Consider the following 16,536-nt stretch of genomic DNA (forward strand, 5'->3'; position numbering starts at 1 on the left):
ATGAGGAAAATCGAGGATGCGGTCCATCATCAGCGACAGCTCGACCGGAAGGTCACCACTCTCGCGCGAATCCGCGATGATATGTGGCAGATCCTCGGCCGAGGCGCTGACGTCCAGATCATGCACGGGCTCGATCCGCAGCAGGCGCAGGAACAAGTTGGCCGATTTGTCAAAGAAGGTGATCAGCCAGCCGAAGATCGACAGATAGACCTGGGTCGAGGCCGCGAGCCTTTTGGCCATGGGTTCGGGGTCCGCGATGGCCAGGTTCTTCGGGTAGAGTTCGCCAAAGATCATCTGCACGATGGTGGCAAAGACGAGGGTCAGCGTGGTGCCGATGGCGATTCCCACGGTTTGCGGCACGCCAATGCCGCCGAGAAGCAGGCCCAGTGACTGGCCCACCATCGGTTCCGCGACATAGCCGACCATCAGTCCAGTGACCGTAATACCCAGTTGTGCGCCCGAGAGCATGAAGCTGGTGCGTTTGGTGACCGCGAGCGCGCGCTTCGCTCCGGCGTCTCCGCTTGCGGCCTGAGCCGCCAGACGGGTGCGGTCGACGGCCATATAGGAGAATTCCTGGGCAACGAAATATGCACCGGCCGCGATAATGACGAGGATCACAAGAAGGCCGGCAAGCAGAAGTAAGAGGGGCTCAATCATTGGAGGGCATGTCTCAAGGTTGGAGGCAGGACGCCGGAGCCCAGGGCTGCCGTGCGGTGCTGTTGAACGAGTTGGTTTTCAGGGGGGAGCGGCTCGCGCGGGAGCAGGGGGTCGGGCAAGGCACTTCTCGGCGGCGCGTAACTGTGTTGCGAGAAAAGACGGTCCCGTTCAGCGGTGAACGCACCGCTGCAGTAGCGGTCTGGATCGGACCGGGAGAGTTCTGGTTGGTGTTCTGCGGAGGATCGATGTATCGCAGACGGCGTCTCATCGTCCTCCGCGGGACTTCGGCTGGGATCAGGCATCAGGTGCGGTCGTCTGATACGTAGCGCACCAGAACTCCTTTCCGAAAAGCTTCAGCATCGAACCCGTGACGCGTCGCGTCTGCGAGGTTGGACCAGCGTATCATTTTCTTCGGCTTTTTCCCAGTGAGGTCTATGAGACAATTATGCGCAGGTATGGCAGCCCATCTAAGATGAAGGGCGTGCCGCGGAGATCGGGGTATTTTCTTCCCTACACGCGGTGATTGCCCCCTAACTCCGGATCCGCCACATGTTCGCCCGATCAGGGTCGGGCTCGCAGCGCTCGGCAACGATCAAAACCGTTGGCTCGATTGCGCGAGTGGTGAGGGGGCCGTTGAACTGCCAGCATTGTCCGGCTTCATAGGGACGATTGCCAAAGGTGCCACTGCCTTCCACAATCGCTACGGTGGCCAGGGAATCCATGAGCATGACCCGTTGCTCAGGGCCGAGCATCTCACAGGCGATGCGGAACGGAAGATGGTCGCCGGGCAGAGATGCAATAGGGCTCGGGACAAGAGTGGTCTGCTGAGAGATTTGCGCCAGCTGCGCAGCATCTGTTGCGGTCAGAGGTATGGCGTCATCATTGCCACGCGCGATTTCCACGATTGTCAGGCCAGGACCGAGGGCATGTACGGTTCCTGCTTCGACAACAAACATGTCGCCGACCGCGGGTTCGATTTTTCTCAGAAGGGCTGGAAGATTGTTTTCCACCAATGCAGCCCGGAGCTGCTCGGCAGTGCAAGGCTGCTTCAGTCCAAGTTGCAGCCAGGAGCCAGGGGCGGCGTCGGCGATGTACCACCATTTGTCGACGCTTTCCGGTCCGGACAGAGGATGCACAGAGGGGACGCCAGAAGAGACGGTCCGGATCCATCTGAATACGAACCCTGTCTCAGGCGCATCGAAGACCGTCTCGACAGCGGCCTGTTGGCAGTCCGCCTCGCCCATATGCGAGCATGCAGACGGTCTTCTGGGTGGCAGCAGTTCTGCCCGGAAGGGCAGGGCTGGAGTGTCAGGTGCGAAGTGGTTTCGGTTTTTCTGTGTCTCGATCAGCATCGGCCCGGTTTCCCAAACGGGTGTTGGAGGTTGATAGTAGTGAAGTGACTGTAATCACCGGACAATATCCGGAGACTTCGCCTGAGATGGGGAGGGCGCTTCTGTTTTCAAGATCCCTGAAGCTGTCGAAATCGCGACCGTCGCGCCTCACCACACTGATGGATAGTTTGTAACGATAACAGCGGCTAACCTCGCCCAGGACCATGCTCGCGAATCCTTTGGTAGTAATTCTGCCTCTCATGCGCTACATGTGTTGAGCATCTTCTGTTTTTCGGACCTGTCCCTTTCGGCTCAGCTTTGGATCTTCAGCTTTGCCGGGCCGCCGCGTTTTGCGGGTGGCACCAATGAAAGGGACATCACGATGGCCAATGGCACCGTGAAATGGTTCAACTCCACCAAAGGCTTTGGTTTTATCGCACCCGAGGGTGGCTCGAAGGACGTTTTCGTCCATGTGACCGCGCTTGAGCGTGCGGGTATCCGTGGTCTCGATGACGGTCAGGCTGTCTCGTTCGATCTGGAACGTGATCGCAATGGCCGTGAATCGGCTACAAATCTCGTACTCGCCTGACATTCGAGCAGAGATACAGAGAGCGGGATCGGTGTGATGCCGGACCCGCTTTCCCTGGAATGGTAGAGATGCGATCCGCATATCCTTTCCGCCTTTCAAGAAAGAAATCTGGTTGATTGAAATTAACTGGGGGCAACCCCTTTCCTTCGTCATGTCTTCTGATGGCGATGTGCAGAAGTTCAGCACCATAGAGCAAGTAAAATACTGGTTGCTGAAAAGGTGGCCGATTGCGGACGAGGCGCGTTCGACAGCTCTCCAGCAGGTCGAAGCGGCCATGGATTGTATTGTGCCCGTCGGTGTGGCGCGACGCGCCTTCGTCGCTGCGGCAAGATCGGCCGGCTTTGTACCGGAAAACCTTGTCGGCTATTCGTCCCGGCGTGCGGCCTGACGCCCCTGTTGGGGGATCAGTGCGGCCTTATTCACTGCTGGCCTTCAAATAACAAGGTCCCGGCGGGGAAGGCCTTTTCCCCGTGTCGGATGGTAATTGTTCTGAAAATCGGAGAATCATCATGTCTGGTACATTGAGCAGAGCACGGCAGATTGCGGAAATGGCTTTCGACAAGACCCAGTCGCAGTTTCTGGACCGCACACGCGCTTTGGAAGAGCGGGATACCGAGATTTCTGAGCGCGCAGAAAAAACCCGCCGGTTGAGGACAGCACGGCTCGAAAGAGAACAGGCTGGAAAGCTGATAGCCTCTCCGCCAATCGGAAAACGTATCAAGGCGGTCTGATACCGCCCTGACTTCACATCCAAAGCAAAGACAAGAGAAATGACCAAAGCCAAAGAATACTCGGATCGCCGCAGCGACGCGAGCAAGGCCAAAGCGGCTCTGCTGGAGAAATTCAGGACTGCCACTGCTGCGCCTGATCTGGCCTCAAAGCGGGCCGAACGTGCTGAGGTGGCGCGGGCACGCGACGCCCGCCGCGCAGCGCGTGACGCGGAAAAACTGGCAGAGCAGCAGCGCGTGGCGGCTGAAGCCGCAGCGGCGGTTGAAGAAGTAATGCGTCAGAAAGCAGCCGAAGCTGCAGCGATCGAGGCGAGCCAGTCAGACCAGGCGAGACGAATTGCCCTTGTCCTGTCCGATGAAGCTGCACGCAAGGCTGCACGAGATCTTCGTTACGCAAAGCGGAAGTCTGCGCAACTGGTCGCCTGACTTCCAGCCGCGAAGGGGAGCCACACTCCGCCTCTTGCTTCAGGTTTCGGGCTGAGCACCGATCGCAATCGACGTAGCTTGGCTGCGAGCTGAGCGGTGCGAGCAATGCTGTGTCGAGCGATTCCCATCCCTCTTGTTCCAGAAAAGCGTGCTCAGTTCGGGAAGAGGTCTCTCTGCACTCAGTTTACGAAGAAGGCGCCAGGGACAGAAGATCACATATGTCAGGAACTGTTTTTGATCTCCGCGGTTGAACTGGGAGGCCGAGCAGGCCCACACTTGGCCTGGGTGTTGGCCGGAGAAAATGCTTCTTCTGGTGAGGCACAGTTTCGCTGAGGAAATCATGATATCAGACAGCGTTGCCCCTGATGAAATTGACCTGGCTCGTCTTGCGGCGATCGTCACCAGCTCGTCAGATGCCATAATCAGCAAGAATCTCAGTGGCACGATTACCTCCTGGAACAGCGCTGCATCAAGAATCTTTGGATTCGACGCAGATGAGGCGATCGGGGCATCAATTATGATGATCATTCCGCCAGATCGCGAGGCCGAGGAAATGGATATTCTCAGCCGTATCCGAAGAGGAGACCGCGTTGAACCCTATGATACTGTTCGCTTGTCCAAGTGTGGCAAGATGATTGATATCTCGCTGACGGTCTCGCCTTTGAAGTCGCGCAGCGGAGAGGTTGTTGGTGCATCTAAGATAGCACGGGATATATCTGATCGTAAGCGTAGTGAAGAGGTTCAAGCCATTCTTGTGAATGAACTTAATCATAGAACCAAAAATTTGCTGGCAACCATCCAATCAATCGCTGCACGTACATTCGGAGAAATTCCGGGAAATGAAAGCCGCCTGAATACGTTCAGGAGCAGAATTACAGCACTATCGGCGAGCCAGGATCTTTTGACGAGTCGAGGCGGACGTGGCGCTTCTCTGAAGGACATGGCGGCGGCGGTAATCAGACCCTTCGATCATGCGGGAAACAGAATAATCATCGAGAATAGCTTTGATTGCGAGTTGACGATGCGCCAAACGAGCGTTCTTTCAATGGCGATCCATGAGCTTGCGACGAATGCGCTCAAGTATGGAGCACTTTCAGTTCCTGAAGGACAGGTTCGGATGGATTGGAAGCGAGGCGCTGGTACCATACAGATAGTTTGGCAGGAGTTCGACGGTCCGACGGTTGTGGTGCCGCGCCGGACAGGGTTTGGGACGCAGATGATAACATCTGCACTTCGTCATGAACTCGGCGCTTCCGTGGATCTGAAGTATCTGAAGGAGGGAGTTCTCTGCACGATAGGATTTCCCACATGATCAAAACACGGGTCTTGTTAAAAAGAGACGCGCCCGTTCTCCTTCTGGAGGACGAGTATCTCGTGCTGCTTGATCTGAAGGTCGCTCTTGAAGATATGGGATTTACAGATATTTCTTGCTCGGCGAGTGTATCAGATGCCTTGAAGCGATGCGCTATGAGACTCCCGGAATTCGCTCTTCTCGATGTCAACCTGGGATCTGAAAAAAGCTTCCCTGTTGCTCATGCACTATATGACAAAGGTGTGCCATTTGTCTTCGTTACCGCATACGGTCGTGCGGGTCTCGAGGGGCAGTACGATGATATCGAGGTTCTCACCAAGCCCGTAGATGCCTTCGATATTGGAAGCGTTATTGCAATGGCGCAAGGATAGATACGCAGGTGCTGCTGCATGCGCGCATTAAGATGATCCGAGATGTCGGAATGGTCGTACGGCGCACTAAAGACTTTCGGCATCTCATTCTTCGACGGTTGCCCGCATTTTTCTGAGATAGGCACTGCTGTTAAGGTTTTCTACAGAGGAGATGCGCCAAAATTGGCACAAAAGGCGATCTGCTCGCATTTAAAGAGCTTGCCCACTGCGTTGAGATGATTACTTCTGATGCCGATCAGTTGCTGCTGTTGCGTTCCATCCGAAGCGAGTTGCGGCACGAGGCGAGTGGCGCTGGTGGCTATAGCACAGATCCACTGAACGTGTGCCGGCGTTTTGTGCAGATCAAGTCGGAAGTGCCCTCGCCGGTGCGAGAACTGGCCATTGAGGAATGCCGCGTCGCAGCAAGCCATTGACCTTCCCCGAGTGGACATAGAAATCTGGCACTCTGAACATAGTGCGCTTTGGCACTCACCCTGGCCGTCTGCAGCTGTGATTTGGCGGTCGAGTATCCACTTGCGCATGCTCGCATAGGTCCATGACGCCAGACCGGGCCCGTCGGGAAGAAGTGACATGATGCTGAAATTCAGAACCCGGATTTTTGACGGTCTGATCGCCCTCTGGGCTCTTGTTCTGAGCCCGGCGATACCTGTACTTGCACTTCTCCGCTGCCCCGGTCTGAACCGTCGCATGATCCGTTTTTGGGCGAGGGGCACGCTTGCGCTTTCGCGTTGGGTGCTCGGGCTGCGTATGATCGAAACCGGCAAGGAGAACGTCCCGGATCGGAGGCCATGCCTCTACGCGGCGAACCACCAATCTGCCTGGGAAACGCTGGCTTTTAACGTGTTGATCCCGGACATCTGCATCGTGGCAAAGAGCGAACTTGCCCGGATCCCGATCTTCGGCTGGTTCCTGCGCAACGCGCCGATGATCCTGGTTGATCGCGCGGGCGGGGCCAAGGCTCTGACCACGATGGTTAAGCAGGCCCGACAGGCCGTTGCCGAGGGCCGGTCGGTGATGATTTTCCCGGAAGGAACGCGGGTCAGGCCAGGGCAACACCGTCGTTTTCAGCCGGGGATTGGCGGGCTCTATCGAAGCCTCGGGCTGCCGGTTGTCCCTGTGGCCCATAATTCCGGGCTGTTCTGGACTGGCGGGGGTAAGCGAGCGGGATCTGTTGCGGTATCATATCTTCCTGCCTTGCCCGCAGGATTACCGCCACAGGAGGTCATTGCCCGGCTGGAGGAGATGATCAACGCCGAGAAAGGCCGCCTCGAAAGGCTCGTCGACGCGTGATTGCCTGCCAGCATTCACGACGGCATCCAGCAAAAAATCTCGTGTAAGCCCCTCTTGAAACCCGAAACGTGGTTTCTAAATGGATTTTCGCAGGCGGCCCGGATGGGCGTCTGTCGTCGGATAGTCCGGCGAAATCATCAACTTGTACCCATATTGCTCAATGGAGGATGTGGCTATGAGAACCACATTTGACTTTACACCGCTCTTCCGGTCGAGCGTTGGCTTCGACCGGCTTCTGACGACGCTGGAAGCTGCAACGCGATCTGACGCGGCAGACAGTTGGCCGCCCTATGATATTGCGCGGCTGGACGAGGACCGCTATCGCATCACAATGGCGGTGGCCGGTTTCCGCGAGGGGGATCTGACCCTGACCCAGGATCGCAATGTGCTGATCATCACCGGTCGCAAGGAAGGTGAGGACAAGGCGCAGTATCTGCATCGCGGAATCCCGGCGCGCGCCTTCGAGCGCCGGTTCGAGCTTGCCGATCATGTCCGCGTCGAAGGGGCGTCCCTGACGGATGGTCTCCTTGAAGTCTCGCTGACCCGGGAGATCCCCGAGGAGAAGAAGCCGCGCCGGATCGAGATCGTGCAAGGCTCCGACGCTGCGGGCGCTGACCTGCCGCGCATCGGTACCGCCAGGGTCTCTGAAAAGCAGCCGGAGCCGGTCGCAGCCTGACCCCCGACCCAGACCAGATCGCAGACCTGGCCCCGGGCGCGCAACGCGCGCGCCCGGGTGAGAGATGCGTATGATGAATGGAGGAAAGAGATGAGTGTGAGAGATCTGATTCCCCAAAGCTGGACGCGCAACCTGCCCTGGTGGCGCAGCCGTGAGAGCCAGCAACCCGCGCAATGGCGCGAAAGCACTCCCGCCCGGGAGGAAAGTGGCGACCCTTTTGTGAGCTTCCACCGCGAGGTGGACCGGTTGTTCGACGACTTTTTCCGCTCTTTCGGCATCCGCTTGCCGTCCTTTTCTGGCAATGGGGTTGGCTGGGCGACACCGGCCTGGGGCGCGACCTGGCCCAGCGTCGAGATTGCCGAGACTGACACGGCGATCCGGGTGACGGCCGAACTGCCCGGTCTTGAAGAGAGGGATGTCGAGGTCCTGTTCGAGGATGGGCTTCTGACCCTTCGCGGCGAAAAGAGTTCGACGACCGAAGATCGCGAGCGCCACTTCTCGGAGCGGGTCTATGGCCGTTTCGAGCGGCACATCCCTTTGCCGCCGGGGATCGATGAGAATGCCATCGAGGCGGGATTCCGCAATGGCGTTCTCACCGTCACGCTGCCACGAACCGAAGCGTCCCGCGCGCAAGTCAGGCGCATTCCGCTGACGCACTGACGAGCGCGCCCTCTGTTCCACGCATTGGAGGATGACATGCAACTTGTGAAAGGAGACCTTACGTCGGCCGGCCCGTCCGCCTTTGCCACCGGCGGGGTGGACTGGAACTCCTGTCTGCCGGAGGGCAGCCGGGCCGTGATCTGGAAGCCCGCGAAATCTGCGATGACCTCGGGACGGGCGCGTACAAAACGCTGGCGCTTGCGCATAGAGCGACAAAGCGCGCCCTGGATCGAGCCGCTGATGGGCTGGACCGCGGATGATGATGTGGCGCAGCAAATCGAGCTCGGCTTTCCCGATCTCGAGGCCGCGATCCGCCATGCGCGCCGTCTTGGTCTGCCCTATGAGGTGCAGATGCCCCCGGGCACCGACCTCAGGCGCGGCAGTCCGGTCCTGGTCGCCACATCGCCCGGAGTGGCAGCGCCGTGCGGTGATGCGGATCTTTCGCGGCAGGCGGCCTGAAAGGGGCGGCCATGAATCCGCTCGTAGCACTCGATTGTCAGCGCGTACTGCCTGATCGCTTCGGGCTGGTCATGGCGGTGGCGGCGCGGACCCGCGCCCTGCGTGAGGGCGCGCCGCCCCGGCTGGATGATGCGCCAGACAGCGAGACGGAAACCGCGCTTTGCGAAATCGCGGCCGGCCTGTTCAGCCCCGAAGAGCTTGGCGCCTTCCTTCCGCCTGCCGCGCCGAAGCGGCTGGCAAAGCCCCACTGACCAAATGCCAACCATCTGATGAAAGGAGGAAAATGATGATCGCAAACTGGATTTCCACACAAGACAGCACATTCAACCGTCTTGTCGCGGGCGCGGCGATTGTTGCGGGCCTTCTTCTGACCCTGTTGCCGCTGGCCATTTCTCTGCCGACGGTTGCGTTCTGGAGCACGCTTCTGACTGGCCTCGTCCTTGTTGGCCTGGGCGGTTGGAGCCTGTGGTTTCTGCATGAGGCCGCTGACCGGCTGCTATTGCTCGCCGCGCTCTGGCTGGCGATCAGCCCCTGGGCCACGATGGCGGGGCACCCGCTCTGGCTGAATGCGCTGCACGTCGCGGTGGGCCTCGGTCTCGCGGGATGCAGCGGTCTTCGGCTCTGGTCCGAGCGTGCGCAGCGCCGTCGTGGAACCGGCGGGGCGACAACCGCCTGAGGCAGTCGGGCCGGCCCTTTCAGGGGCCGGCCTTTTACGACAAGGAGATGTTCTATGGCTTCGATCCGTGTTGCACCGTTTCGCTGGCTGCTCGTTTTGATGACTGCGGCGCTGGTGGTTTTGACCCCATTCCCCTCTCGGGGCGAGACGGCTTTCATTCAGGATGATCGCGGGGTTCTGACCGCCGCGCCGATGCTGGAGCGGGTCACGCCCGCCATCGTCAATATCTCCACCCGAACAGAAGTGGAGATCAACGCCAATCCCCTGTTCAACGATCCCTTCTTCCGCCGCTTCTTCGACCTGCCGCCGGGGGCGTCTCCGCAGCCGCGCAGTCAGCCGCGTATGAGTGCAGGTTCCGGTGTGATCATCGACGCGGATGAAGGCTATGTGCTGACCAATTATCATGTCATTGCCAATGCCAGCGCCGTTACCGTGACGCTGAAGGACGGGCGCGTGCTGGATGCCGAAGTGGTCGGCAGCGATCCGGCAACCGATATCGGTGTCTTGCGAGTAGGTGACGAAAACCTGATCGCAGTCGAGGTCGCAGATTCCGATGCGGTTCTGGTCGGCGATCAGGTCATGGCGATCGGCAACCCTTTCGGGCTTGGCCAGACGGTGACCTCGGGCATTGTCAGCGCGCTCGGGCGCAGCGGTATCAGCCGTGACGGCTATGAGGATTTCATCCAGACAGATGCATCGATCAACCCGGGCAATTCCGGCGGTGCGCTGGTCGACAGCCGGGGTCGACTGATCGGCATCAATACGGCGATCCTTACCCCGGCTGGCGGCAATGTCGGCATTGGCTTCGCGGTGCCCTCGAACATGGCCATGGCAGTGATGGCGCAACTGATTGAACATGGGGAGGTCCGCCGTGGGCTGCTCGGCGTGACGATTCAGGAACTGACACCAGATCTCGCCGAGGCCCTCGGGTTGGGAGAGGGCCGCTACCATGGGGCGGTCATCGCCAGCATCGAGGCGGGATCGGCTGCGGAAGAGGCTGGGCTGGAGGTTGGTGACATTGTGACGAAGGTGAATGGCCGTGCCCTGCGCAACGCCTCGGACCTGCGCAATCGGATCGGCCTTCTGGGCATCGGGGAGGATCTGACGCTATCGGTATTGCGTGGGGGCGACAGGCACGAGCTGTTGGCCGTAATCCGCGAACCGGTCCGGAACAGTGCCGGCTGGCTTGACGATACGCCTCTGGCTGGGCTGGCCCTGCGCGAGGTGTCCCTTTTCAATGGCCGCCGAGGATTGGCAGTCGAAGGCGTCGCGTCCGGCAGCGCTGCCGAATTGCGGGGGTTCCGTCAGGGAGATGTGATACTCGGAGTGAACCGCATTCCGGTGGGTTCTCTTGAGAATTTGCGGGAAGCCGTGCCGGAAGGAAGGTCGACGCTCGTGATCGACTTGCTGCGTGATGATCGGCGCATGCTGGTGATCGTTGAAGGGTAAGAGACGGGCGGCCAAATGTAAGGCCGCCCGCATTTTCTGGACCCGCACAGTTCAGGCTCGCCTGATCTCTGCTGCAATCGTTTCTCTGATAGGCGGCTGGCTGTTCGCAGGCACGGGCAGGGTTCATCTGGTTGTAGGAAAGCTTTGTTAGCCTCCGGCCATCTTACGGAGTTGAACGATGAAGAAATATGCGATCCTGTCCGCTGCACTTGGCTTTGCCATGATGGCACCGGTTGCTCAGGCTGAAACCATCGGAGGCCTTGCTTTCGCCGATGCCACCCGGCATTCGACCGAAATGCAGCCGAAAGATGATTTTACGATCATCGGCAAAGATGAACTGATGAAGCTTGATCCGATCAATGCAGATGGCAGCATCCGCGCCGTGGTCGAGATTCCCACCGGCACGTCGGCCAAATGGGAAATGAGCAAGGAAGATCCGAAAGCGGTCTATTGGGAATACAAGGATGGTGCGCCGCGCATCGTGAACTATCTCGGCTATCCCGGGAACTACGGTGCGATTCCGGGCACTGCTCTGCCGAAGGAACTGGGTGGCGACGGCGATCCTCTCGATGTTCTGATCATCGGTCAGGCGATCCCGCGCGGCGAAGTCGCTGATATCCGCCTGATCGGCGTGCTGAAAATGCTCGACGGCGGCGAGCAGGATGACAAGCTGATCGGTGTTCTCACCCGGGAGTCGCCTTTTGCGCATATCGAGAGCATGGCACAGCTCGACAACGAGTACCCCGGTGCGAGCGAAATCATCGGCCTGTGGTTCGCCAATTACAAAGGTCCGGATGGGGGCATGGAATCGAAGGGCTTCGCCGATGCCGATGTGGCGCGTGAAGTCCTCGAAGCCGCCGCCGCGCAATACAAGGCGCAGTAATCAATCAGTAACCTTTCGGGATCGCCGGACCTTGGCGATCCCGAAAGGTCCTGAAATCCCGCGCCGCCTGCGACAGGAGGCGCGTTGCTTTTTGGACGTGACGGGAATGCCGTAGCCGTTCATCCTCAGGTTTCGGCACGCGGTTTCCCGGGCCAGGATCTCGCGGGCCGGGTGGCTGGCAATGGCAACCGAATGTTCCGCCGAGATCTCACCTGCCGCGATCAGCGCATGATAGCGGTTGCAGCAGATCCGCAGGAATGAGGTGAAATTGCCGAGGTCGTGATCGACATCCACCGCCTCATGCCAGAGCCGGGTGATAAGTTGCGCGACGGTCATCCCGTCGCCCGGGCCGATCTCGGTCAGGGTTTCCCGGAAATGGTTCTCGATCCGGATCGAGGTGGCGACCCCGTCGATGCGTAGGGAATAGATCTGCTCGCCCTCGAAATCATGGATCGCGGTCTTGAACGTATCGCCCGCGGTTTTGTCGGGGCCGCCCGCGTTGATGCTATGGCCGTGCCAGAAGCGTTTGGAACGGGACCATGGTCTCATAGCCGTCGGTGAAATCGCCGGTGATTATCAGGATCTTCGCCATCTCGCATCCTCCCTCGGCTCGCGGTGCGCGAAGGATAGGGCAGGGCAAGACTGCGTAGGTGTTAGCAGAGAACAACATAGAATGTGGGCAACCGCGGGAGCGGACCCGCGATACAGTCTCGGGACATCACATGGGGGTTTCGACCCCGAGGATTGTCAGGTCATGACGTGTCCCGTCGCGGGTTTCCCAACTGAAGCGCGCACCGTTGCGAAGGCCGATTAGTGCAATACCGATTGGCGTTGCAACCGAGACTTTCCCTGCCGAAATATCGGCCTGCTCAGGCAGAACCAGCGTGATGAGCTGATCTCTTCCGGTTGTGTCATCGCGGAATCGCACATGGCTGCCGAGACCGATCGTGTCAGCTGGAACCTCCTGCGCCGGAAGGGTCTTCGCTCTGGCGAGTTCATCGAAGAAATGAGCGGCCAGTGCCTGATTGCGATGCTCCAGGCCTTCGGCCAGCTTTTCAAGGATCGGCATCGCCTCTTCGGAAATCACGATATCGGGCGGGGGTATATGTTCGGACATGTAAAGGCTCCTCTTCGGGCCATGCGTTAACGCGCTTCATGCGTTTGTGTTCGGGAGTGCTGTGAAAAAGCCGGAACGATCTTCGCCTTTTTGAGGCGCTTTCCCATGAGCCTGTCAGCAGGCCGGGCGCAGAGATCGTTTCTTGCTCATGCGGATCAAGCTGGGGTCTAGCCGAGCGGAAGTCAAGAAACCGCAGTTGCGGTCAACGGGCAGAGGCCGCCTCGGCCCGCTCTCTCGCACCCTGCCGTAAGGATTGTCTGGACAGTTTTCTCTGTGCGCCCCTAGGCTGAGCCGATCTGTTCGGTATCTTTCGGTGCCCCATGGCTGAACGCCTGTTTTCAAGACTGGATGATGTCTTCGGGGAGTCCGATTGGCTTGCCGATCTCAAGGGGGCTGTCCTCGCCGTCGATTGGGCAAACACTGCTGCAGGTCCCGTCAGCAACTGGTCGCCCGCCTTGCGCTCAACCATACGAACAATGCTCTATGCCGCCTCACCCATGGCAGTGTTGATCGGCCGCGAAGGTATCGTCATTTGTAATGAGGCAGCACGTGAGATTTTCGGGGATGCCTGGGCACAGGCGCAGGGCAAGCCAATATTCGACTCTCTTCCGGTTGCGCGGAAATTCTACCGCGACAAGATCGACGATGCCTATCGTGGCCTGAGCCATCGGCTGAAAGACCAGCCGATCCGTCTTTTTCGGGACGGTGCGGCGGTGACCTGCTGGTTCAATCTCGGCCTCTCGCCGATCATGGGGGATAATGGCGAGATCTTCGGCATGCTTATGGCCGCGAGCGAGACCACTGCGCATGTCCGAACACGGCGAGAACTGCTGCTCGTGCAGGAGCGGATGGAGGTCGCGCTTGAGGCAGGTGGTATTGTCGGGACCTGGGATTTTGATATCCGAACGCGCAAGATGATCATCGATGGCGCCCTCGCTGAACAATACGGCATCCCCTCTGCCGAAGCGCGGTCGGGGATCCTGATAGAGACCCTGTTTGAGAACCTGCATGAACAGGATCGTGCCAGGGTTCTGGCGGCGGTCGAGGAGGCAGTGGCCACCGGGAGCAGGTTTTACAGCCGGTTCCGCACGATCACGCCGGATGGCGCTCTGCACTGGGATGTCGCCTCCGGAAGGCCAGCTCGGGACGAGGCCGAAGCCATCACGAGCTTTGCGGGGATTCTGATCGACACGACAAGCCAGTCGGAAGTTGCCGCCGCACTGGAGGCCAGCAATCTCAGATTCGATACTCTGGTCGAGGCTATTCCGCAGATCGTCTGGAGCACGGATCCGCAGGGAAACCACGATTTCTTCAACCAACGCTGGACTGATTTCACCGGCATTGACCATGCCGATATCACCCCATCAACCTGAACCGACTTGGTCCATCCCGATGACTGGGACCGTGTGGCTCAGACCTGGGCACGATGCCTCGAGACCGGGGAAGCCTACGACATCGACTATCGCTTCAGGCATAAAGGGGGCAATTACAGATGGTTGCGTGTCATCGCACTGCCAATGCGGGATACCGACGGTGAGATCATGAGCTGGTATGGCACGTCAACCGATATCCAGGATGCCAAACTCCTCGATACCGAGCGCGAACTCGTCAATCGCGAGCTTGACCACCGCATCGGCAACCTCTTCGCAGTCGTCAACGGCCTGATTGGGCTCTCCTCTCGCGATGCCGAAGACGTCGAGAGTTTCGCGAGTCAGCTGAAAAGCCGGCTGTGACCTCTTCACAAAGCGCACCAACTCGGCAAAGCAGCTGTCGCAAGCAAACCTGTTTCGCTGGGCCGTTTACTCGCCGAGATCCTTGCGCCCTACCGGCAGGTGGCGTGGAGCACTCTGGCCGAAGACGCAGACGCGCTTATGCTGAAACCGGGATCGGTGTCCTCCTTCGCTCTGGTGCTGCATGAGCTGGCGACCAATTCGGCGAAGTATGGGGCGCTTTCCTGTCCCGATGGGCAACTCGCAATGACCCTGGCTGAACGCGAGGACGAGGTCGTCGTTGAATGGCTTGAGCAGGGAGTCAGCACGACTGCGCTTGGCAACAGCGCAGGGGGATTTGGATCGAAGCTGCTGACTGCGATCATCGAAGGACATTTCAGGGGGAGTTTCGAACGAGATCTGAGGCCCGAGGGAATCCGCATTGTTCTGCACATCCCTCGAGTAGCATTCCGGGAACAGGGTGGGCCGGAATAGCATCGTTCCGGATGGTCATGAGATGGCGGACAGTCGTAACAGGGCGTTCCTCTATTGAAAGATCAGCATTTGGTCTTTCGGGTCCAGAAGCCTCCAGTCACCCGGTGCCAGATCTTCGGGCAGGCGCAGATCGCCGAGACTTTCCCGTTGCAGCTCCAGCACTTGATTGCCACAGGCCGCAAACATGCGGCGCACCTGATGATAGCGGCCTTCTGTAATCGTCAGAAGGGGTTCCTGATCTGTGACCACCTCCAGAAGGGCTGGGGCGAGAGGTTTGTCATCCCCTTTCAGCGTCAGGCTGCCGGAAACAAACACCGCCGCCTCATCGCCGTCGAGTGGGCGGGCAAGCCGCGCACGATAGGTTTTCCTGACTCGGTGCCGGGGGCTGGTAACCCGATGCAGAAGATCGCCGTCATCTGTCAACAACAGCAATCCTGAGGTCTGCTTGTCGAGCCGTCCCACGGCCGAGATCCCGGGAACTCGCCGCTTCCAGCGCTGTGGCAGGCAATCATAGACCAGAGCTCCGCTTTCCTTATGGGAACATGTAGCGCCCACGGGCTTGTTCAGCAGGATCACCATCCCCGGCAGGGGATCAAGCGCTTCACCATTGATGTTCATGCGCGCTACCAGATCGGGCGTGACTGGAATCCGCATGGTGACGTCACTGATCGCTTCCGCATCAAATACGATACGGCCTGCTTTTGTCAGCCATCCGATCTCGGAACGTGTCCCATACCCATGGAGGACAGCAATTTGTCGATACGCGAGCTTGAGATCTTGGATATGGTATTGATCCTCTGTCAGGTAGAAAGATGGGAAGCCCCCCAAAGTGCGGTGGATCGCTGGAACGACGCATCCAGGGGGTCACAGTGAAGCTGCCACTTGGGGAGCGAGGGCGACGCCCTGCTTTCTCAGACCGTTGTTGATCAGACTGAAGACCTCGTTGCGACAGGCCATTGCGAGATCATGCTGGGGCACCCAGTACTTTACCCGATAGGTGATCCCTTGTGGGCTGAATTGCGCCACCTGAACTTCGGGAGGTTTGTTCTTCACGATGGACGTCGCCCTTGAAAGCGCCGCCTGGACAAGCGTCTTCGCATCGGCGACGGTGAGGGTCACAGGCAGGGTCAGTCCGGCATGATCCCGGTATGCCGGCCTTGGCGCGCTATAGTTTGTGATCCGCTGACGCGATATCTGGCTGTTCGGCAGGATCACATGCGTGCTGTCCCGGGTGATCAGCCGTGTGCTGCGCCAGCCGATTTCCTGCACACGCCCCTGTGCCAGACCGTCGATACCGACCCAATCGCCAATCCGGAAGGGGGCCTCAAGTCCAAGGGCAAGCCCAGAGAACGTATCTGCCACAACATTAACAGGCCGCTGATTTAGTCAGGCCTCGACGCGGGAATTGGAACATGATTCACCCTGAGCATCGCGATGCTGGGGTGAGAAGATGCGTGGAGCGGATGAGACGAGCGGATCGCTGTTCAGCTACGTGGACCTTGAGGATCGGATCCCGGCACACCACCCTCTTCGCAAGATCCGGCAGGTGGTCAATGACGCGCTCGCCAGCCTCGATGCCGAGTTCGAGCGGCTCTACATCGACTTCGGGCGGCCCTCGATCGCGCCGGAGCGGTTGATCAAGGCCAGCCTGATCCAGATCCTCTATTCGGTCCGGTCCGAACGGCAGTTGATGGAGCAGATGCAGTAT

Annotated in this window: 24 protein-coding genes and 1 pseudogene; 18 read left to right on the forward strand and 7 right to left on the reverse strand. The window is 59.1% G+C overall.

Going from position 1 to position 16,536, the window contains the following annotated elements; all coding sequences use genetic code 11:
- Positions 1 to 657: CNNM domain-containing protein (locus tag M3484_RS23085; protein ID WP_249499440.1), on the reverse strand; the 657-nt coding region annotated here is incomplete at its 3' end.
- A gap of 530 nt (positions 658 to 1,187) precedes the next feature.
- Positions 1,188 to 2,009: a cupin domain-containing protein gene (locus M3484_RS23090; protein ID WP_249499441.1), complete on the reverse strand. Its 822-nt coding sequence runs from the start codon at positions 2,007 to 2,009 to the stop codon at positions 1,188 to 1,190.
- A gap of 361 nt (positions 2,010 to 2,370) precedes the next feature.
- Between M3484_RS23090 and M3484_RS23095 the strand changes: the two genes are divergently transcribed.
- The 14 genes from M3484_RS23095 to M3484_RS23160 all read left to right on the forward strand — a co-directional run bounded on the left by M3484_RS23095 (position 2,371) and on the right by M3484_RS23160 (position 11,507).
- Positions 2,371 to 2,577 carry a cold-shock protein gene (locus tag M3484_RS23095; RefSeq protein ID WP_172361213.1) on the forward strand — a complete coding sequence of 69 codons (207 nt, stop codon included), beginning with the start codon at positions 2,371 to 2,373 and terminating at the stop codon, positions 2,575 to 2,577.
- Between the two features lie 112 nt (positions 2,578 to 2,689).
- The gene (locus M3484_RS23100) at positions 2,690 to 2,965 is read left to right on the forward strand and encodes a DUF982 domain-containing protein (protein WP_249499442.1); all 276 of its coding nucleotides are present in this window, start codon (positions 2,690 to 2,692) and stop codon (positions 2,963 to 2,965) included.
- Positions 2,966 to 3,086: 121 nt separating this feature from the next.
- On the forward strand, positions 3,087 to 3,308 hold the full coding sequence (locus M3484_RS23105) for a hypothetical protein (protein ID WP_249499443.1): 222 nt from the start codon (positions 3,087 to 3,089) through the stop codon (positions 3,306 to 3,308).
- 39 nt (positions 3,309 to 3,347) lie between these two features.
- Positions 3,348 to 3,731, forward strand: coding sequence for a DUF6481 family protein (locus M3484_RS23110; protein ID WP_249499444.1), 384 nt, complete (start codon positions 3,348 to 3,350; stop codon positions 3,729 to 3,731).
- Between the two features lie 340 nt (positions 3,732 to 4,071).
- Positions 4,072 to 5,043, forward strand: coding sequence for a sensor histidine kinase (locus tag M3484_RS23115; protein ID WP_249499445.1), 972 nt, complete (start codon positions 4,072 to 4,074; stop codon positions 5,041 to 5,043).
- Positions 5,040 to 5,414 (forward strand): response regulator, encoded by a 375-nt coding sequence (locus M3484_RS23120; protein ID WP_249499446.1) that lies wholly within the window; start codon positions 5,040 to 5,042, stop codon positions 5,412 to 5,414. Before M3484_RS23115 ends, M3484_RS23120 begins: the two co-directional genes overlap by 4 nt.
- Before the next feature lie 570 nt (positions 5,415 to 5,984).
- The gene (locus M3484_RS23125; RefSeq protein WP_249499447.1) at positions 5,985 to 6,704 is read left to right on the forward strand and encodes a lysophospholipid acyltransferase family protein; all 720 of its coding nucleotides are present in this window, start codon (positions 5,985 to 5,987) and stop codon (positions 6,702 to 6,704) included.
- Positions 6,705 to 6,879: 175 nt separating this feature from the next.
- The gene (locus tag M3484_RS23130; RefSeq protein WP_249499448.1) at positions 6,880 to 7,380 is read left to right on the forward strand and encodes an Hsp20 family protein; all 501 of its coding nucleotides are present in this window, start codon (positions 6,880 to 6,882) and stop codon (positions 7,378 to 7,380) included.
- A 90-nt stretch (positions 7,381 to 7,470) separates the two neighbouring features.
- Complete coding sequence (locus tag M3484_RS23135) at positions 7,471 to 8,040, forward strand: Hsp20/alpha crystallin family protein (RefSeq protein ID WP_249499449.1); 570 nt, start codon at positions 7,471 to 7,473, stop codon at positions 8,038 to 8,040.
- Positions 8,041 to 8,076: 36 nt separating this feature from the next.
- Entirely contained in the window at positions 8,077 to 8,499 is a 423-nt protein-coding gene (locus M3484_RS23140; RefSeq protein ID WP_249499450.1) for an NADH dehydrogenase ubiquinone Fe-S protein 4, read from the forward strand.
- Between the two features lie 11 nt (positions 8,500 to 8,510).
- Entirely contained in the window at positions 8,511 to 8,750 is a 240-nt protein-coding gene (locus tag M3484_RS23145; RefSeq protein WP_172361248.1) for a DNA-directed RNA polymerase subunit omega, read from the forward strand.
- 35 nt (positions 8,751 to 8,785) lie between these two features.
- The gene (locus tag M3484_RS23150) at positions 8,786 to 9,175 is read left to right on the forward strand and encodes a hypothetical protein (RefSeq protein ID WP_249499451.1); all 390 of its coding nucleotides are present in this window, start codon (positions 8,786 to 8,788) and stop codon (positions 9,173 to 9,175) included.
- 54 nt (positions 9,176 to 9,229) lie between these two features.
- The gene (locus M3484_RS23155) at positions 9,230 to 10,624 is read left to right on the forward strand and encodes a Do family serine endopeptidase (protein ID WP_249499452.1); all 1,395 of its coding nucleotides are present in this window, start codon (positions 9,230 to 9,232) and stop codon (positions 10,622 to 10,624) included.
- A 178-nt stretch (positions 10,625 to 10,802) separates the two neighbouring features.
- Positions 10,803 to 11,507, forward strand: coding sequence for an inorganic diphosphatase (locus M3484_RS23160; protein ID WP_249499453.1), 705 nt, complete (start codon positions 10,803 to 10,805; stop codon positions 11,505 to 11,507).
- Here the strand turns inward: M3484_RS23160 and M3484_RS23165 are convergent, their stop codons facing one another.
- From M3484_RS23165 to rnk, 3 genes and pseudogenes are all read right to left on the reverse strand, one after another.
- Complete coding sequence (locus M3484_RS23165; RefSeq protein WP_249499460.1) at positions 11,508 to 11,936, reverse strand: ribbon-helix-helix domain-containing protein; 429 nt, start codon at positions 11,934 to 11,936, stop codon at positions 11,508 to 11,510.
- Positions 11,928 to 12,099 (reverse strand): annotated as a pseudogene (locus M3484_RS23170) (protease); the annotation flags it as partial. The gene M3484_RS23165 and the pseudogene M3484_RS23170, both read right to left, overlap by 9 nt.
- A 126-nt stretch (positions 12,100 to 12,225) precedes the next feature.
- Complete coding sequence (rnk, locus tag M3484_RS23175; RefSeq protein ID WP_249499454.1) at positions 12,226 to 12,624, reverse strand: nucleoside diphosphate kinase regulator; 399 nt, start codon at positions 12,622 to 12,624, stop codon at positions 12,226 to 12,228.
- 497 nt (positions 12,625 to 13,121) lie between these two features.
- Between rnk and M3484_RS23180 the strand changes: the two genes are divergently transcribed.
- The 3 genes from M3484_RS23180 to M3484_RS23190 all read left to right on the forward strand — a co-directional run bounded on the left by M3484_RS23180 (position 13,122) and on the right by M3484_RS23190 (position 14,828).
- The gene (locus tag M3484_RS23180; RefSeq protein ID WP_249499455.1) at positions 13,122 to 13,997 is read left to right on the forward strand and encodes a PAS domain-containing protein; all 876 of its coding nucleotides are present in this window, start codon (positions 13,122 to 13,124) and stop codon (positions 13,995 to 13,997) included.
- Between the two features lie 6 nt (positions 13,998 to 14,003).
- Positions 14,004 to 14,357, forward strand: coding sequence for a PAS domain-containing protein (locus tag M3484_RS23185; protein ID WP_283258556.1), 354 nt, complete (start codon positions 14,004 to 14,006; stop codon positions 14,355 to 14,357).
- A gap of 138 nt (positions 14,358 to 14,495) precedes the next feature.
- Positions 14,496 to 14,828, forward strand: a complete 333-nt coding sequence (locus M3484_RS23190; RefSeq protein ID WP_249499456.1) for a hypothetical protein — start codon at positions 14,496 to 14,498, stop codon at positions 14,826 to 14,828.
- Between the two features lie 51 nt (positions 14,829 to 14,879).
- Here M3484_RS23190 and M3484_RS23195 read toward each other — a convergent pair whose 3' ends face one another.
- Together M3484_RS23195 and M3484_RS23200 are read right to left on the reverse strand one after the other, a co-directional pair.
- Positions 14,880 to 15,656, reverse strand: coding sequence for a pseudouridine synthase (locus M3484_RS23195; protein WP_249499457.1), 777 nt, complete (start codon positions 15,654 to 15,656; stop codon positions 14,880 to 14,882).
- 36 nt (positions 15,657 to 15,692) lie between these two features.
- Complete coding sequence (locus M3484_RS23200; protein WP_249499458.1) at positions 15,693 to 16,190, reverse strand: mechanosensitive ion channel family protein; 498 nt, start codon at positions 16,188 to 16,190, stop codon at positions 15,693 to 15,695.
- A gap of 88 nt (positions 16,191 to 16,278) precedes the next feature.
- Between M3484_RS23200 and M3484_RS23205 the strand changes: the two genes are divergently transcribed.
- Positions 16,279 to 16,536, forward strand: a 258-nt coding sequence (locus tag M3484_RS23205; protein ID WP_249499459.1) for a transposase, incomplete at its 3' end; no start/stop codon positions are given.

The sequence above is a fragment of the Pseudomonas sp. GX19020 genome (genome assembly GCF_023371075.1).
Taxonomy (GTDB): Bacteria; Pseudomonadota; Alphaproteobacteria; order Rhodobacterales; family Rhodobacteraceae; genus Pseudogemmobacter.